At 61.1% G+C, this 16,307-nt stretch carries 13 protein-coding genes; 12 read left to right on the top strand and 1 reads right to left on the bottom strand.

Going from position 1 to position 16,307, the window contains the following annotated elements:
- Positions 1–26 precede the first annotated feature (26 nt).
- From ABI546_RS04815 to ABI546_RS04770, 10 genes are all read left to right on the top strand, one after another.
- Positions 27–1,973, top strand: coding sequence for an AMP-binding protein (locus ABI546_RS04815; RefSeq protein WP_348044639.1), 1,947 nt, complete (start codon positions 27–29; stop codon positions 1,971–1,973).
- Between the two features lie 87 nt (positions 1,974–2,060).
- Complete coding sequence (locus tag ABI546_RS04810; RefSeq protein WP_348044637.1) at positions 2,061–2,843, top strand: ABC transporter ATP-binding protein; 783 nt, start codon at positions 2,061–2,063, stop codon at positions 2,841–2,843.
- Positions 2,844–3,024: 181 nt separating this feature from the next.
- Positions 3,025–3,957, top strand: coding sequence for a branched-chain amino acid ABC transporter permease (locus tag ABI546_RS04805; protein WP_348044635.1), 933 nt, complete (start codon positions 3,025–3,027; stop codon positions 3,955–3,957).
- Between the two features lie 152 nt (positions 3,958–4,109).
- Entirely contained in the window at positions 4,110–5,186 is a 1,077-nt protein-coding gene (locus tag ABI546_RS04800) for a branched-chain amino acid ABC transporter permease (protein WP_348044633.1), read from the top strand.
- A gap of 126 nt (positions 5,187–5,312) precedes the next feature.
- Positions 5,313–6,647, top strand: coding sequence for an ABC transporter substrate-binding protein (locus ABI546_RS04795; RefSeq protein ID WP_348044631.1), 1,335 nt, complete (start codon positions 5,313–5,315; stop codon positions 6,645–6,647).
- A gap of 121 nt (positions 6,648–6,768) precedes the next feature.
- Positions 6,769–7,581: an ABC transporter ATP-binding protein gene (locus ABI546_RS04790; RefSeq protein ID WP_348044629.1), complete on the top strand. Its 813-nt coding sequence runs from the start codon at positions 6,769–6,771 to the stop codon at positions 7,579–7,581.
- Positions 7,582–7,729: 148 nt separating this feature from the next.
- Positions 7,730–8,989 carry an AMP-binding protein gene (locus ABI546_RS04785; protein ID WP_348044627.1) on the top strand — a complete coding sequence of 420 codons (1,260 nt, stop codon included), beginning with the start codon at positions 7,730–7,732 and terminating at the stop codon, positions 8,987–8,989.
- 206 nt (positions 8,990–9,195) lie between these two features.
- Positions 9,196–10,191, top strand: coding sequence for a tripartite tricarboxylate transporter substrate-binding protein (locus ABI546_RS04780; protein WP_348044625.1), 996 nt, complete (start codon positions 9,196–9,198; stop codon positions 10,189–10,191).
- Positions 10,192–10,431: 240 nt separating this feature from the next.
- Entirely contained in the window at positions 10,432–11,388 is a 957-nt protein-coding gene (locus tag ABI546_RS04775; RefSeq protein WP_348044990.1) for a tripartite tricarboxylate transporter substrate binding protein, read from the top strand.
- Positions 11,389–11,580: 192 nt separating this feature from the next.
- Positions 11,581–12,228: a hypothetical protein gene (locus tag ABI546_RS04770; protein WP_348044623.1), complete on the top strand. Its 648-nt coding sequence runs from the start codon at positions 11,581–11,583 to the stop codon at positions 12,226–12,228.
- Between the two features lie 200 nt (positions 12,229–12,428).
- On the opposite strand, the gene ABI546_RS04765 is transcribed toward ABI546_RS04770, so the two are convergent.
- Complete coding sequence (locus tag ABI546_RS04765; protein WP_348044621.1) at positions 12,429–12,731, bottom strand: DUF1840 domain-containing protein; 303 nt, start codon at positions 12,729–12,731, stop codon at positions 12,429–12,431.
- A gap of 143 nt (positions 12,732–12,874) precedes the next feature.
- Between ABI546_RS04765 and ABI546_RS04760 the strand changes: the two genes are divergently transcribed.
- Together ABI546_RS04760 and ABI546_RS04755 are read left to right on the top strand one after the other, a co-directional pair.
- A complete protein-coding gene (locus ABI546_RS04760; RefSeq protein WP_348044619.1) occupies positions 12,875–13,624 on the top strand; it encodes a 2OG-Fe dioxygenase family protein in 750 nt (249 codons plus the stop codon).
- A gap of 157 nt (positions 13,625–13,781) precedes the next feature.
- A complete protein-coding gene (locus ABI546_RS04755) occupies positions 13,782–16,292 on the top strand; it encodes a bifunctional salicylyl-CoA 5-hydroxylase/oxidoreductase (RefSeq protein ID WP_348044617.1) in 2,511 nt (836 codons plus the stop codon).
- Positions 16,293–16,307 lie beyond the last annotated feature (15 nt).

Below are 16,307 nucleotides of genomic sequence, written 5' to 3'. Positions count from 1 at the left end.
ACACAGAAATAAAGAGACAAAGGACCATGCAGACCACGTTCCCACGACTGCTGCTCAAACATGCGGCCGAACGCCCCGGCGACGCCGCCATGCGAGAGAAAGAGTACGGCATCTGGCAAGCGCACAGCTGGGCTGGCATGGCGCAACTGGTGGAACGCATTGCCTGCGGCCTGCATCAGGCCGGCTTGCAGCGCGGCGAGCACATGGTGATCATCGGCGCCAACCGGCCGCGTCTTTACGCCACCATGCTGGCCGCGCAGTCGCTGGGCGCTGTGCCGATTCCGCTTTACCAGGATGCCGTCGGGGCCGAATGCGTTTTCCCGATCACCAATGCCGATGTCCGTTTTGCCGTGGTGGAAGACCAGGAACAGGTCGACAAGTTGCTCGAGATACGCGGCCAGTGTCCACAGCTCGGGCAGATCATTTATGACGACCCGCGCGGCCTGCGCAACTATGCCGAGCCGGGCCTGCAGTCGCTGGACGCCCTGCTGGAAAAGGGCGAGGCCTTTGCCGCAAAACAACCCGGCTTCTTCAAGGCCGAGGTCGAGAAAACCCAGCCGGACGACGTGGCCGCGATGTTTTTTACCTCGGGCACCACGGGCAACCCCAAGGGCGTGGTCCACACCCACAACACCCTGCTGGACCGCGCCAAGGCCGGCGCCGACTTCGACAAGCTCACCTCCGCCGAGGAAGTGCTGGCCTACCTGCCACCCGCATGGGTCGGCCAGAACATCTTCAGCTATGGGCAGTGGCTGGCCTGCGGCTATGTGGTGAATTGCCCCGAGAGCGCGAGCACCGTGATGATCGACCTGAAAGAAGTCGGCCCGACCTACTACTTTGCGCCGCCGCGGATTTTTGAAAGCCTGCTGACGACCGTGATGATTCGCATGGAAGACGCGGGCCGCATCAAGCGCGGCATGTTCAACTATTTCATGGGCGTGGCCAAACGCGCCGGCCCCGCGCTGATGGACGGCAAGCCGGTGGGCGCGCTTGACCGCCTGCTGTATGCGTTGGGCAGCGTGATGGTCTACGGCCCGCTGCGCAACACGCTGGGCTTTTCACGCGTACGCGTGGCCTACACCGCCGGCGAGGCAATTGGCCCGGATCTCTTTACCTTCTACCGCTCCATCGGCATCAACTTGAAGCAACTCTACGGCTCGACCGAGACCGCCGTATTCGTCTGCCTGCAGCCCGACAACCAGGCCCGCGCCGACACCGTGGGCGTGCCCATCGCGGGCGTGCAGATCAAGGTGGCCGACAACGGGGAAATCCTGGTCAAGTCCGCCGGCCTGCTCAAGGAATATTACAAAAATCCCACGGCGACGGCCGAGGTGCTGAGCGCCGACGGCTGGTACCACACCAGCGACGCGGGCTTTATCGACGCCAGCGGCCACCTCAAGATCATCGACCGCGTGAAAGACGTGGGCCGCATCAAGGGCGGCGCCAACGACGGCGCCATGTTCGCGCCCAAGTACGTAGAGAACAAACTCAAGTTCTTCCCGCACATCAAGGAAGTCGTGGCCTACGGCGACGGCCGCGACAAGGTCTGCGTGATGATCAACATCGACTTCGACGCCGTGGGCAACTGGGCCGAGCGGCGCAACCTGCCCTATGCCGGCTACACCGACCTGGCGCAAAAGCCCGAGGTCTACCAGCTCATCAAGGAATGCGTCGAAAAGGTCAACGCCGACCTCAGCGTCGACACCCTGCTGGCCGGCTCGCAGGTCAGCCGCTTCCTGGTGCTGCACAAAGAGCTGGATGCCGACGACGGCGAGCTCACGCGGACCAACAAGGTGCGCCGCGGCTTCATTGCCGAGAAGTACCTGCCTCTGGTCGATGCGCTGTACGGCGGCAAGAAAGAGCAGTTCATCGAGACGGTCGTGAAGTTTGAAGACGGCCGGTCGGGCAGCGTCAGCGCAACGCTGAAGATCGACGACACACAAACCTTTGCACCTGTGAAGGCGGCTGCATGAATAAATTGACCGTTCGGGCTGAGCTTGTCGAAGCCCTCTCTTCTCTGAAACTGCACTTCGACAAGCTCAGTGCGAACGGAATTGGACATGGCTAAAAAGATCGGCGACGTCATTCTGGACGTCAAAAACATCTCTCTCAGCTTCGGCGGCGTGAAAGCGCTGTCGGATATTTCCTTCAACGTGAAAGAGCACGAGATCCGCGCCATCATCGGCCCCAACGGCGCCGGCAAGAGTTCCATGCTGAACTGCATCAACGGCGTCTATGCGCCGCAGCAGGGCTCCATCACTTTTCGAGGCCAGACCTTCAAGCATATGAACAGCCATCAAGTGGCGGTGATGGGCGTCGCGCGCACCTTCCAGAACCTGGCACTCTTCAAGGGCATGAGCGTGCTCGACAACATCATGTCGGGCCGCAACCTCAAGATCAAAAGCAACCTGCTGCTGCAGGCGCTGCGCATCGGCCCGGCGGAAAAAGAAGAAATCATGCACCGCGAGGCGGTCGAAAAAATCATCGACTTCCTGGAAATTCAGGCCTACCGCAAAACACCTGTGGGCCAGCTGCCCTACGGCCTGCAAAAGCGTGTGGACCTGGGCCGTGCGCTGGCGATGGAGCCGCAGGTGCTGCTGCTCGATGAGCCCATGGCCGGCATGAACGTCGAAGAAAAGCAGGACATGTGCCGCTTCGTGCTTGACGTCAACGACGAGTTCGGCACCACCGTGGTACTGATCGAGCACGACATGGGCGTGGTGATGGACATCTCCGACCGCGTGGTGGTGCTCGACTACGGCAAAAAAATCGGCGACGGCACCCCCGACGAAGTACGCAACAACGAAGACGTGATCAAGGCTTACCTCGGAACGAGCCACTAACCATGTATATGCACAAAGAATCCCAACTGAACTCTCCAAGCGGCCGCCGCCGAACCGGCTTTGCTGGGCGGCTGGCGGCGCCCCCTGCAAGGGGGGAGGCCGCTACGCGAAGCGAGTCGGCAACGGGGGTGTGCAACACACTCTCTACACGAAGTGAGTCCGCAACAGGGGGGAACAACAGATGCTAGGGCCGGTTCTCGAAACCATCATCGGCGGCCTGATGTCGGGCATGCTGTATTCGCTGGTCGCACTGGGCTTTGTGCTGATCTACAAGGCGTCGGGCGTCTTCAATTTCGCCCAGGGCGCCATGGTGCTGTTCGCGGCGCTGGCCATGGCCCGCTTCTCCGAATGGATCCCGCAGTGGACGGGCCTGGACAACAAGTTCATCAACAACGCCCTGGCCTTCGCGGCCGCGCTGGCCATCATGGTGGTTGTCGCCTGGTTGATTGAAAAGCTGGTGCTCAGCAAACTCGTGAACCAGGAGGGCGTCGCGTTGTTGATGGCGACCCTGGGCATCTCGTATTTCCTGGATGGATTCGGCCAGACGATTTTCGGCTCCAGCATCTACAAGATTGACGTGGGCATGCCCAAAGACCCGATGTTCCTGCTGGAAGGTGTCTTCCGGGGTGGCCTGCTGGTTAACCAGGAAGACCTGGTCGCCGCGCTGATCGCCACCGCCCTGGTGGCCGCACTCGCCGCCTTCTTCCAGTACACCAGCACAGGCCGGGCCCTGCGCGCCGTGGCCGACGACCACCAGGCCGCGCAATCCATCGGCATTCCGCTGAACCGCATCTGGGTCATTGTCTGGAGCGTGGCCGGTTTCGTGGCGCTGGTGTCCGGTGTCATCTGGGGCAGCAAGCTGGGCGTGCAGTTTTCGCTGTCGGTGCTGGCGCTGAAGGCGCTGCCGCTGGTGATCCTGGGCGGCCTTACCTCGGTGCCGGGCGCGATCGTGGGCGGACTGATTCTCGGTGTTGGCGAAAAACTGGCCGAGGTCTTTCTCGGGCCGTATGTCGGCGGCGGTATCGAAATCTGGTTCGCGTATGTGCTTGCCTTGTGCGTCTTGCTGGTCCGGCCTCAGGGTCTGTTCGGCGAAAAAATAATCGACCGGGTATGAAGCCCCCACGCTTGTCACTTCGTGTACTGCGCTGCCCCCCGGGGGGGCCGCTGCGCCTGCGGCCCGGCGAAGCCGGTTCCGCGGCCCCTGCTGTACGGGACGCTGCCCCACGCAAATATTTTTCCATCGCGATTTAACGGCGACGCACCCCTATGTTTTACAGAGAAAACGGCCAGTTTAAAACCAACTACCGGGCGGACCAGCAGATCTTCCCGATCCTGCAAGACCGCATCGCCATCGGGCTGCTGCTGGCCTTTGCATTCATTGCCGTGCCGCTGCTGGCCAGCGACTACCTGTTTCGCGCCATCCTGATTCCGTTCCTGATCTTTTCGCTGGCCGCGGTGGGCGTGAATATCCTGATGGGTTATTGCGGGCAGATCTCGCTGGGCTCGGGCGCCTTCATGGCGGTCGGGGCCTATGGCGCTTACAACTTCTTTGTGCGCATCCCCGGCATGCCGCTGATTCCGGCACTGATTCTGGGCGGTTTGTGCGCCATGCTGTTTGGCATCCTGTTCGGACTGCCCAGCCTTCGCGTGAAGGGTCTGTACCTGGCAGTGACGACACTGGCCGCGCAGTTCTTCAGCGACTGGATGTTTCTGCGCATCAAATGGTTCACCATGGACACGCCTTCCGGCTCGGTGTCGGTGTCCAACCTGCAGGTGTTCGGCCTGCCCATTGAAAGCGCGTTGAGCAAATACCTCTTTTGCCTGGCCATCGTGGTGGTGATCACCCTGCTGGCCAAGAACCTGGTGCGTGGTGCGATAGGCCGAGAGTGGATGGCCATTCGCGATATGGACGTAGCCGCCGCCGTGATCGGCATCCGCCCGATGTACGCCAAGCTCAGCGCCTTTGCGGTGAGCTCTTTCATCATCGGCATCGCCGGCGGCCTGTGGGCCTTTATTTACCTGGGCGCCTGGGAGCCCGCCGCGTTTTCGGTGGACTACTCCTTCCGCCTGCTGTTTATGGTGATCATCGGTGGCATGGGCGCGATCATGGGCAGCTTCTTCGGCGCGGCGTTCATCGTGGTGCTGCCGATTGTGCTGAGCCAGTTGCTGCCGGTGCTGGCGGGCTGGCTGGGTATTTCGATTTCCACGGCGGGCGTCTCGCACGCCGAGCTGATGATTTTTGGCGGCCTGATCGTGTGGTTTTTGATTGTTGAGCCGCACGGGCTGGCCAAGCTGTGGGCAGTGGGCAAGCAGAAGTTGCGACTGTGGCCGTTCCCCCACTAAGACCTTCCGCGTCATCACTCATAGGGTTAAGAATTACTCGAAATCCCCAATGCGCCGCGAAGGCTTAGGTCATTTACTGAGGTGTCAGTTTTTCAGGGTGTTTATTAATTATTCCAGGAGACAACAATGAAGATTCGTAATTTAATATTGGCAGTGGCGGCGGTTGCCGCCGGCGCGTCGTCCTTGGTGACGACTAGCGCATTCGCCCAGACCAAAGAGCAGTTCTTCCCGGTGCTGTCGTACCGCACCGGGCCTTACGCGCCCAACGGCGTGCCTTGGGCCAACGGCTATGTGGACTATCTCAAGCTGGTCAACGCCCGCGGCGGCATCAACGGCGTGAAGATTTCGTTTGAAGAATGCGAAACCGGCTATGACACCGCCCGCAGCGTGGAATGCTATGAACGCCTGAAGGGCAAGAACGGCGGTGCCACCCTGGTGCAACCGCTGTCGACCGGCGCCACCTTTGCCATCACCGAGAAAGCGCCGATCGACAAAATTCCGGTGGTGACTGTGGGCTATGGCCGCAGCGAGAGCGCAGACGGTTCCATCTTCAAGTGGAACTTTCCGATCGCTGGCACCTACTGGGTTGCCGCCGACGCCATCCTCCAGGCCATCGCCAAGAAGGAAGGCGGCTTCGACAAGCTCAAGGGCAAGCGCATCGCGCTGGTCTATCACGACTCTCCTTTCGGCAAGGAACCCATCCCGCTGATGCAGGAACGCGCCGCCATGCACGGCTTTACCCTGCAGCTGCTGCCCGTCACCGCACCCGGTGTCGAGCAGAAAGCCACCTGGCTGCAGATTCGCCAGTCGCACCCTGACTACGTCGCACTTTGGGGCTGGGGCATCATGAACACCACCGCCATCAAGGAAGCGCAAGCCACTGGCTATCCGCGCGAGAAGATGTACGGCGTGTGGTGGGCCGGCGCCGAGCCTGATGTGAAAGACGTGGCGGACGGCGCCAAGGGCTACAACGCGGTGACGATGCAGCACGGCGCCGAGCCCAATTCCAAGCTGGCCAAAGACATGCTGACCATGGTGCATGGCAAGGGCCAGGGCACGGGCCCCAAGGAAGAAGTCGGCCAGGTGCTCTACATGCGCGGCGCCATGAGTGCCATGCTGGGCGTGGAAGGTTTGCGCGCCGCGCAAGAGCGTTTCGGCAAGGGAAAAATCATGACCGGTGAGCAAGTGCGCTGGGGCCTGGAAAACCTGAACCTGACGCAGGCCAAGCTGGACGCGCTGGGCTTTGCCGGCGTGATGCGGCCTATCAGCACCTCGTGCATGGACCACATGGGCTCGGCATGGGCACGCATCCATACCTGGGACGGCAAGCAATGGAAATTCACGTCCGACTGGCTGCAGGCCGACGAGCAGGTGATCAAGCCCCTGGTCAAGTCCACGGCCGCCAAATACGCCGCCGAGAAAAAACTGACGCCCCGTACACCGGCGGACTGCCAGTCCTGATATGCAGGCCTCCCGGAGACGGGAGGTCTGCTGCGGCTCTTGCGAGCCGCCAATTGAAAGGGCCGACACACCGGCTTTTTCAATTGGCTTCACCGCAAATTGGTTCTAACGGATACAAACAATGAGTGACTCACCTGACATCGTTCTCAACGTCAACGGCATCGAGGTTATCTACAACCACGTGATCCTGGTGCTCAAAGGTGTCTCGCTGCAGGTCCCGCAAGGCCGTATCGTGGCCATTCTGGGCGGCAACGGCGCGGGAAAGACCACCACCCTGCGCGCAATTTCCAACCTTCTCAGGGGTGAGCGCGGGGAGGTCACCAAGGGCTCCATCGAACTGCGCGGCGAGCGCATCGAAAACCTCTCGCCGGCCGACCTGGTGCAGCGCGGCGTGGTGCAGGTGATGGAAGGGCGCCATTGCTTTGCCCACCTGACCATTGAGGAAAATCTGCTGACCGGCGCCTACACACGCAGCAGCAAGGCTGAAGTGGCAGCCAACCTGGAGAAGGTCTACAACTACTTTCCACGCCTGAAAACCCGGCGTACCTCGCAAGCCGCATACACGTCGGGTGGCGAGCAGCAGATGTGCGCCATCGGCCGCGCACTCATGGCGAGCCCTTCCATGGTGCTGCTGGACGAGCCCTCCATGGGTCTTGCGCCGCAAATTGTCGAAGAGGTGTTCAACATCGTGAAAGACCTGAACCAGAAGGAGCAGGTCACCTTCCTGCTGGCCGAGCAAAACACCAACATGGCGCTCAAATATGCCGACTACGGCTACATCATGGAAAGCGGCCGCGTGGTGATGGACGGTGCGGCAAGCGACCTGGCCAACAACGAGGACGTCAAGGAGTTCTACCTCGGCGTGGGTGGCGGCGAACGCAAGAGCTTCAAGGATGTAAAGAGCTACAAGCGCCGCAAGCGTTGGCTGGCCTAAACATGGCCCCCACGCTTGTCACTTCGTGTACTGTGCTGCCCCCCGGGGGGGCCGCTGCGCCTGCGGTCCGGCAAAGCCGGTCCCGCGGCCCCTGCTGGTTTGGAACTCGCATCGCACCGAGGTATTGCCCGGTTTTGGAAGATATCGAATGACGACACATTACGACGCACTGGAAGTGCAGAGCTCTCTGCAACGCGAAGCGGCCCTTATGACCGCTTTGCCGCAACAGATCGCTCACGCCAAGACGAAGGCGCCCGCGTTCACCGCCATTCTCAAGGATGTCGACGCCCAGGCCATCACGTCACGTGAATCGCTGGCGCAACTGCCCGTTACACGCAAGCACGAGCTTCTTGAGCGCCAGCAGGCTGAGCGCAAGCCTGGCGGCAGCGGCGACCCCTTTGGTGGCTTCAGTGCCTTGCGCTACGGCGCGCACATGCCCCAGGTCTTTGCCAGCCCCGGCACCATTTATGAACCCGGCGGCACGCGCAAGGACTACTGGCGGATGGCCAGGGCCATGTTTGCCGCGGGCTTTCGCCCCGGCCAGTTGATTCACAACAGCTTTAGCTATCACTTCGTACCCGCGGGCGCGATGATGGAAATCGGTGCCCATGCGTTGGGTTGCACAGTGTTTCCGGGCGGCACCGGCCAGACCGAGCAGCAGGTTCAAGCCATGGCCGATCTCAAGCCGGCCGGCTATATCGGCACACCGAGTTTTCTGAAAATCATCGTGGAAAAAGCCGCTGAAATGAAGGTGGCGCTGCCCACCGTCACGCGGGCGCTCGTTTCCGGTGAAGCGTTTCCGCCAAGCCTGCGTGACTGGCTTGCGGAGCGTGGCATTGCCGGCTACCAGTGCTATGCCTCCGCTGACCTGGGGCTGATTGCCTACGAGACCGAAGCCCGCGAAGGTCTGGTTCTGGACGAGGGCGTGATCGTGGAGATCGTGCGGCCCGGAACCGGGGACCCCGTGGCGCCCGGCGAAGTCGGCGAGCTGGTGGTCACCACACTGAACGCCGACTACCCGTTGATCCGCTTTGGCACTGGCGACCTCTCGGCTATTTTGGCCGGCACGTGTCCAACCGGGCGCACCAACACACGCATCAGGGGCTGGATGGGCCGGGCGGACCAGACCATCAAGGTCCGCGGAATGTTTGTTCACCCGGGGCAAGTCGCCGACATCACGCGGCGTTTTCCGGAAGTGATCAAGGCCCGGCTGGTGGTGAGCGGCGAGATGGCCAGCGACACCATGCACTTTCAGGTTGAAGCCGCAGCGGCACCCGACGGCTTGGACCAGCGCATCGGCGAAGCGATTCGCGACATCACCAAATTGCGCGGAACAGTTCAGCTTGTCCCGCCGGGAAGTCTCCCCAACGATGGCAAGGTTATTGAGGACGCGAGAAGTTACAAGTAGAGCCCCCACGCTTGTCACTTCGTGTACTGCGCTGCCCCCCGAGGGCGCCGCTGCGCCTGCGGCCCGGCAAAGCCGGTTCCGCGGCCCCTGCTGGTTTAGATCCTCGCGCCCCGCAAGGGACCCGGGGCTTGCCCTTACGTAGTTCCCGCGATGTTCGCGCGGCAAGGGGACCGTAAACTTGGCGTGTTCATTACAAGGAGACGCTCATGAAACGCCTGTTAGTCCTCGCCGCAGCTGCAACGGCCATGTTTGCCGCTCACGCACAAACCCCTGCCTTCCCCGGCTCCAAGCCCGTTACCCTGGTGGTCCCATTTGCGGCCGGTGGCCCGACTGACCGCGTGGCACGCGACCTGGCCGAAGCCATGCGCAAAGCCATGGGCGGTGGCGCCAATTTCGTGGTGGAAAATGTCAATGGTGCGGGCGGCACCATCGGCGCGGCCAAGGTCGCACGTGCCGCACCCGATGGCTACACCTTGCTCGTGCACCACATCGGCATGGCGGCCGCACCGGCGCTGTACCGCAAGCTGCCCTACAAGGTGCTGGAGGATTTTGAGTTCCTGGGCATGATCAACGAAGTGCCCATGACCATCATCGGCAAGCCGCAACTGGCGGCCAACAACTACCGCGATTTCGAGAACTACATTCGCACCAATGCCGGCAAGCTCAACATCGCCCACGCGGGGCTCGGCTCGGCATCGCACCTGTGCGGCCTGATGTGGCAAGCGGCTATCAATGCCAAGGAAGCCATGACCACCATTCCGTTTGGCGGAACGGCCCCGGCGATGAATGCGCTGGTGGGCGGGCAGGTCGACATGATGTGCGACCAGACCACCAACACCACCGGCCAGATTGAGGCCGGCCGTGTCAAGGCGTTTGCAGTTACGACCGCCAAACCGTTGAAAAACAACAAGCTGCTCAAGGACTACCCGACGCTGCAGGAAATGGGCCTCAAGGGCTTCGACCTGACGATCTGGCACGGCCTGTACGCCCCCAAAGGAACCCCCCCGGCCGTGATGACCCAGCTCAACAATGCCCTGAAAGTGGCACTCAAGGACCCTGAATTCATCAAGAAGCAGGAAGGCCTTGGCGCCGTGGTGGTCACGGACAAGCGTGTAGAGCCTGCTGCACACAAAGCCTTTGTGGCCGCCGAGATCAACAAGCTCAAGCCGGTGATTGACGCTGCCGGCAAGTTTGCCGACTGAACACCGGCTGTTTTTGCGAGAGGCCGCCCGGCGAATGCCCGGCGGCTTTTTTCATGGAACGGCAGGCTAGGTTTAACCCTCTTGAAGCTCGCAGCCGGGCACGCTATCTTGGGGACAGCCATCCGCCGGTTGTCACTTCGCGCCGCCGCTCCCCCTTAAGCTTTCCCCCTGGAGACCACCTTGTCAACGATTTTCACGAAAAACCGCCGCCTGACCCTTACGGGACTTGCGCTAGCAGCTATTAATTTTATAGCGCCCGGGGCATCGGCACAAACCGCATGGCCTTCGCGACCCGTCAAAATCGTGGTGCCTTTTGCCCCGGGCGGCACCACCGATATCCTGGCCAGAGCCATGGCACCAGAGCTCTCCAAGGCATTCGGTCAACCCTTTGTGGTTGAGAACCGTGCCGGCGCCGGCGGCAACATCGGTGCCGATGTAGTGGCCAAATCAGCACCCGACGGCTATACCTTGCTGATGGGAACCGTCGGCACGCACGGCATCAACAAGTCGCTGTACAGCAAGATGGCTTACGACCCGCAAAAGGATTTCGCGCCCATCACCCTGGTGGCGGGCGTGCCCAATGTGATGGTGGTGAATGCCGAAAAAGCGAAAGCCGCGGGCATCAACAATGTGACCGACTTCATCCGTGCGGCCAAGGCCAGGCCCGGCACGTTCAACATGGCCTCCAGCGGCAACGGCACGTCCATCCACCTGGCGGGAGAGCTCTTTAAAACTATGAGCGGCACTTACATGACCCATTTCCCCTACAGCGGCTCCGGCCCCGCGCTGCTCGCCTTGGTGGGCGGCGACATGGACGTCATGTTCGACAACCTGCCCTCCTCCATGCAGCTCATCAAGGCCGGCAAACTCAAAGCCCTGGCCGTCACCAGCGCCGAACGATCAGCCGCCCTGCCCGACGTGCCCACCATAGAACAAGCCGGCGGCCCTGCCATGAAAGGCTTTGACGCCAGCTCCTGGTTCGGCCTCCTCGCCCCCGCCGGCACGCCACCTGACATTGTGAACCGCATCCAGCAAGAAACTGCCAAAGCGCTGGGCACGCCGGCGATGAAGGAAAAGCTGTTGGTGCAAGGTGCGATCCCCAGCGGCAATACACCAGCGCAGTTCACGGCCTTTATCAACGCCGAGCACAAGAAATGGGCGCAGGTGGTGAAGGCTTCGGGGGCGAAGGTGGATTGAGGGTCCAGAGCCCTTATAAGATATCTCCGCGATTTCAGAGAGTTGAAGGATTACGAACTCTTTGCATTAGGAATTTGCTGGAATAGCAATGGCAAAACCTTGCCATTGCTATTACTTTATACGAGCCAAAACCACCTCAACCATCAATAGCATGCATCGATCAATCAAAATCGCAGCTCACGAAGGACCAATGTGAACGTCACGTTTTGGACGCCCCTTCTTACCGCCCTAGCGACCGTTAGCGCAGCTCTATTGGCTGCAGTGTTTTCGTTTGTAACCTTCACAGTAAACAAGGAACAGAAAACTTCGGAGTTGAGACAAGCTTGGATTGATGGTCTACGTGAAGATGTAGCGAAGTTTTGCGCAGCAGCACAGGCGATGACACGTGTGATTGAAGCTCAGAATACACCCGGCGGCGTCGCGCCTTTCACTGTGGACAAGATCGGTGAAATACGCTTACAGGCAGCCGAAAGCTCTTATCGAATTAGACTCCGGCTAAACCTAGGTGAGCGCCCGCATGAAAGTCTTATGGAGCTTATCGACTCAGCACTGCAGGGTCAGAATGAGCTTATTAGCACGTCCAGCAGAGACTGCTCGCCCGTTCGGGTCATCCTGCAAAAAGTCTCCCTTCATTCCTCAGCAATATTGAAGGATGAGTGGGAGCGAGTCAAAGCCGGTGAGCCACCATTCAAGGAAGCCTTAACCAGAGCCAAACAAGCTATCGACAGTCTTACTATCGTGGTCGGCATACTGGTCTTTGCAGTTTTTGTCTACGGATTAATTTCGATTGCAACGCCAATGAGAGATTTATCCGGGACAAGTTTTAAGTCCACAAAATAGTCAATCATTAGTGCGGCTCCGCTACCTTATCGGTCCAAACTTTAGAGTCAGCACTTAGCGTTGAGGTGTCGGAAAGTTACATTGCGGAATGAGCCTGTTATCAGCGCTTCATCGTTCTGTCATAGATGTGCGGCGGTCGAAGAAGCACTTTTGACTATTCAGCAGGACTTTTCTTTCTTGTGACCGACGCGGCGTGGCGCCTACACGCCCCAGACCACCTCATGCCCCGACTTGAGGTTGCGCTGCAGCATGTCGATAAAAGGCACGGCGCGCTGGCGCAGGCCCAAGCCGTCGCCGGGGACGACGCCGTCTTCGGCGTTGGCATCGTGGGATTCCTCATGGGCGATGGCGGCTTGCAGGGCGGCGATGGCGGCGGGCATCTGGTCGGGCAGGATGATGCCTTTGGGGGCGGGGTCTTTGCCGATGATTTCAAGGACCTTGCGGCCGTTGGCCTCGAGCATGATCACATCGCCGGCGTCTTTGGATTTGAATTTGTAAAGCATGGATGGCTCCTCAAGTTGGACAGACAGGCCATTATGGAAAGTTTTACAGCCCGTGTATGTAGGCAGGCTTCACCTTTTGAGGCCTGAAGGGTCCCAGATGCAGAGCGCGGAAGGCCCGTCCGCCTCAAGCAAAATAGCAACCTATGTTCAATATTGCCACTGTCCCCAAGTCGGCCCGCCAGGCGCTCAGCCAGGATGGCCTGAGCCTGCTCAATCCAGCGGAGCTGACGGCCACGCTGAAACTTGACAACGCTGCCTGGGCACCGGGCTGGTCAGCACTGACGGACTCGTGGAACCGCCTGCCGCCGGACGCTCACCTGAAAGACGGCGGCCACTACCGCAAACGCCGGCACGCCTGCTTTATCCAGGAGTTGCCGACGGGCACCATCACACAGACACCGCATCGCGCGCACTGGCAGCCCACCGACTACAACGCCCTGCACGGCGGCTTTGAACGCTGGTTCGACCCGGTCGAGCCGGCAGTCGCCACTGCGCCGGCATGGACGGACTTGCTGGCCGCGCTGGGACAGCTGTTTGCCCAGGTGCAGCCGGCGGCGCGCTGGCATATTGAGGCGCACCAGTTCCGCATCGACACGGCGGGCGGCGTAGGCCGGCCCACGCCCGAAGGCGCGCACCGCGATGGCGTGGACTTTGTGGTGGTGATGATGGTGGCGCGGCACGGCGTCAAAGGCGGCGAAACCCGGGTGTTTGATGCCAACGGCCCGCACGGCGTGCGCTTTGTCATGCAAGAGCCCCTGACGGCCCTGCTGCTGGACGACGCCCGGGTGATTCACGAGACCACGCCCATCCTGCCGGCCGATGATCGTGCGGGCAGTGGCTTTCGCGACACGCTGGTGCTCACTTACCGTGCAGCCGGCTTTCAGGCGCCCTGAGGCACCGCTGGCGCCCGGCCGCAAGTAGCGCTGTGCATCCATGCCGGGGCGGTAACACCCGTTTTCCGGTGTTGCGAAAACCGCCGGAAAACCCACTTGACGGATTTACTTTAAACCTAAACAATTAAGGTTAAATTTATCCAGAGAGTACGCATTCATGCACATTCTTTGCCTGGGCGGTGGTCCCGCAGGCTTGTATTTCGCCCTGCTGATGAAGCTGCAAAACCCGGCTCACACCGTGACCGTGGTCGAGCGCAACCGGCCTTTTGACACTTTCGGCTGGGGCGTGGTGCTGTCGGACCAGACGCTGGGCAACCTGCGCGTGGCCGATCCGGTCAGCGCGCAGCTGATCGGTGATGCCTTCAACCACTGGGACGACGTGGAGGTGTTCTTCAAGGGCCGCTCGGTTCGCTCGGGCGGTCACGGCTTTTGCGGCATAGGGCGCAAGCGCCTGCTCAACATTCTGCAAGAGCGCTGCATCGCGCTGGGTGTGGACCTGGTGTTTGAAACTGATGTCCAGGACGACCAGGCCATCGCCGCGCAGTACAACGCCGACGTGGTAATTGCCAGCGACGGCCTGAACAGCCGCATACGCAACCGCTACGCAGAGACCTTCAAGCCCGACGTCGAGTTGCGGGCCTGCCGCTTCGTCTGGCTGGGCACGCACAAAACTTTCGACGCTTTCACTTTCGCCTTTGAGCAGACCGAGCACGGCTGGTTTGCCGCACACGCCTACAAGTTTGACGAGAACACCTCGACCTTTATCGTCGAGACGCCTGAAGCCGTCTGGCAGGCCCACGGCCTGGACCAGATGAGCCAGGAAGACGGCATTGCGTTTTGCGAACGCCTGTTCGCAAAATACCTGGACGGCAACCCGCTGATGAACAACGCCACGCACGTGCGCGGCTCGGCGATCTGGATTCGCTTTCCGCGCGTGGTGTGCGAGCGCTGGGTGCATTGGCCCACCGTGCCCGGCCGCAGCGACGAGCCGCCCCTAGCAAGGCCAGTCCCTCTTCGTGAAGAAAGGGGCGGCGAAACGCCGGAGGCACACGCAGTGAGGAGCGTGGGGGCTCCTATTGTGCTGATGGGCGATGCGGCGCACACCGCGCATTTCTCGATCGGCAGCGGCACCAAGCTGGCACTCGAAGATGCGATAGAGCTGACCAACTGCTTTGCGCAACACGGCGATGCCGCCGCAGCGCTGCAAGCTTATGAAGCCCTGCGCTCGGTCGAGGTACTGAAGATCCAGAATGCTGCACGCAATTCGACGGAGTGGTTCGAGAATGTCGACCGCTATAGCGGCATGGAGGCCGAGCAGTTCTTTTATTCGCTGCTCACGCGTTCACAGCGCATCAGCCACGAGAACTTGCGCGTGCGGGATGCCGTCTGGCTACAGGGCTATGAGCAGTGGTTGGCCAAGAGCAATGCTGCGACACGCGTAGCGACGGGCCGTCCCGAGCAAGCGAAGGCCCCCTCGGGGGGCAGCGCAACACACGAAGTGGCAAGCGTGGGGGCTCTATCTTCACCACCGCCCATGTTGCTGCCGCTCAAGGTGCGCGAGCTTTCTTTAAAGAATCGCATCGTCGTCTCACCCATGGCCACCTACAGCGCCGTGGACGGCGTACCGCAAGACTTTCACCTCGTGCACCTGGGCGCGCGCGCACTGGGCGGCGCAGCGCTGGTGTTTGTGGAGATGACAGCCCCGTGCGCCGAAGGCCGCATCACCCCCGGTTGCCCGGGCCTCTGGAACGAAACGCAAGCGAAGGCTTTCAAGCGCATTGTGGATTTCGTACATGCGTCGGGCGCCGGCGCGAAAATCGGCATGCAGCTGGGCCACAGCGGGCCCAAAGGCTCGACGCAAGTCGGCTGGGAGGCGCCCGACGAGCCGCTACCGAGCGGCAACTGGCCGCTGCTGGCAGCCAGTGCGGTGGCTTACGGCCCGACCAACCAGATGCCGAAAGCCATGACGCGCGCCGACATGGACCGCGTCAAGGCAGAGTTCGTGCAGTCCACTCGTTACGCGGCCGAGGCTGGCTTTGACTGGCTGGAGCTGCACTGCGCGCACGGTTACCTGCTGTCGAGTTTCATCACCCCTCTGACCAACCAGCGCACCGACGACTACGGCGGCAACCTGGACAATCGATGCCGCTTTCCGCTGGAAGTGTTTGCCGCCATGCGCGAGGCCTGGCCCGCCGACCGGCCCATGAGCGTGCGGATCTCTGCGCACGACTGGGCGCCCGGCGGCAACACCGCAGACGACGCCGTTGCGATCGCCCGGATGTTCAAGGCTGCGGGCTGCGACTTCATCGACGTCTCGTCAGGCCAGACCACGCGCGCGGCCAAGCCCGTTTACGGCCGTATGTACCAGACGCCGTTTGCCGACCGCATCCGCAACGAGGTCGGCATCCAGACCATTGCGGTGGGGGCGATCTCGGAGGTCGACCATGTCAACAGCATCATCGCGGCCGGGCGCGCCGACCTGTGCGCCATTGCCCGTCCGCATCTGGCCGACCCCGCCTGGACATTGCATGAGGCCGCAAAACTGCAAAGCCGCCACGTGAATTGGCCACAGCCCTACCTGAGCGGCCGCGACCAGCTTTACCGTGAACTTTTCAAGCAAAAAGAGCTTCTAGCCCAATCAAACCGTGCGCCAGCAGCTATCAAATAAATAGCAACCAGATTA

Origin of the sequence: Polaromonas sp. (assembly GCF_039932935.1) — a bacterium.
Classification (GTDB): domain Bacteria; phylum Pseudomonadota; class Gammaproteobacteria; order Burkholderiales; family Burkholderiaceae_C; genus Polaromonas.
The sequence above is the reverse complement of the archived record's forward strand: the minus strand, read 5'-3'. Positions and strand labels throughout refer to the sequence as shown.

What these genes read in the sequence shown, in the direction of transcription:
- ABI546_RS04815 (WP_348044639.1), top strand. Translation starts at nt 27, where the DNA reads ATGCAGACCACGTTCCCACGACTGCTGCTCAAACATGCGGCCGAACGC.
- ABI546_RS04810 (WP_348044637.1), top strand. Translation starts at nt 2,061, where the DNA reads ATGGCTAAAAAGATCGGCGACGTCATTCTGGACGTCAAAAACATCTCT.
- ABI546_RS04805 (WP_348044635.1), top strand. Translation starts at nt 3,025, where the DNA reads ATGCTAGGGCCGGTTCTCGAAACCATCATCGGCGGCCTGATGTCGGGC.
- ABI546_RS04800 (WP_348044633.1), top strand. Translation starts at nt 4,110, where the DNA reads ATGTTTTACAGAGAAAACGGCCAGTTTAAAACCAACTACCGGGCGGAC.
- ABI546_RS04795 (WP_348044631.1), top strand. Translation starts at nt 5,313, where the DNA reads ATGAAGATTCGTAATTTAATATTGGCAGTGGCGGCGGTTGCCGCCGGC.
- ABI546_RS04790 (WP_348044629.1), top strand. Translation starts at nt 6,769, where the DNA reads ATGAGTGACTCACCTGACATCGTTCTCAACGTCAACGGCATCGAGGTT.
- ABI546_RS04785 (WP_348044627.1), top strand. Translation starts at nt 7,730, where the DNA reads ATGACGACACATTACGACGCACTGGAAGTGCAGAGCTCTCTGCAACGC.
- ABI546_RS04780 (WP_348044625.1), top strand. Translation starts at nt 9,196, where the DNA reads ATGAAACGCCTGTTAGTCCTCGCCGCAGCTGCAACGGCCATGTTTGCC.
- ABI546_RS04765 (WP_348044621.1), bottom strand. Translation starts at nt 12,731, where the DNA reads ATGCTTTACAAATTCAAATCCAAAGACGCCGGCGATGTGATCATGCTC.
- ABI546_RS04760 (WP_348044619.1), top strand. Translation starts at nt 12,875, where the DNA reads ATGTTCAATATTGCCACTGTCCCCAAGTCGGCCCGCCAGGCGCTCAGC.
- ABI546_RS04755 (WP_348044617.1), top strand. Translation starts at nt 13,782, where the DNA reads ATGCACATTCTTTGCCTGGGCGGTGGTCCCGCAGGCTTGTATTTCGCC.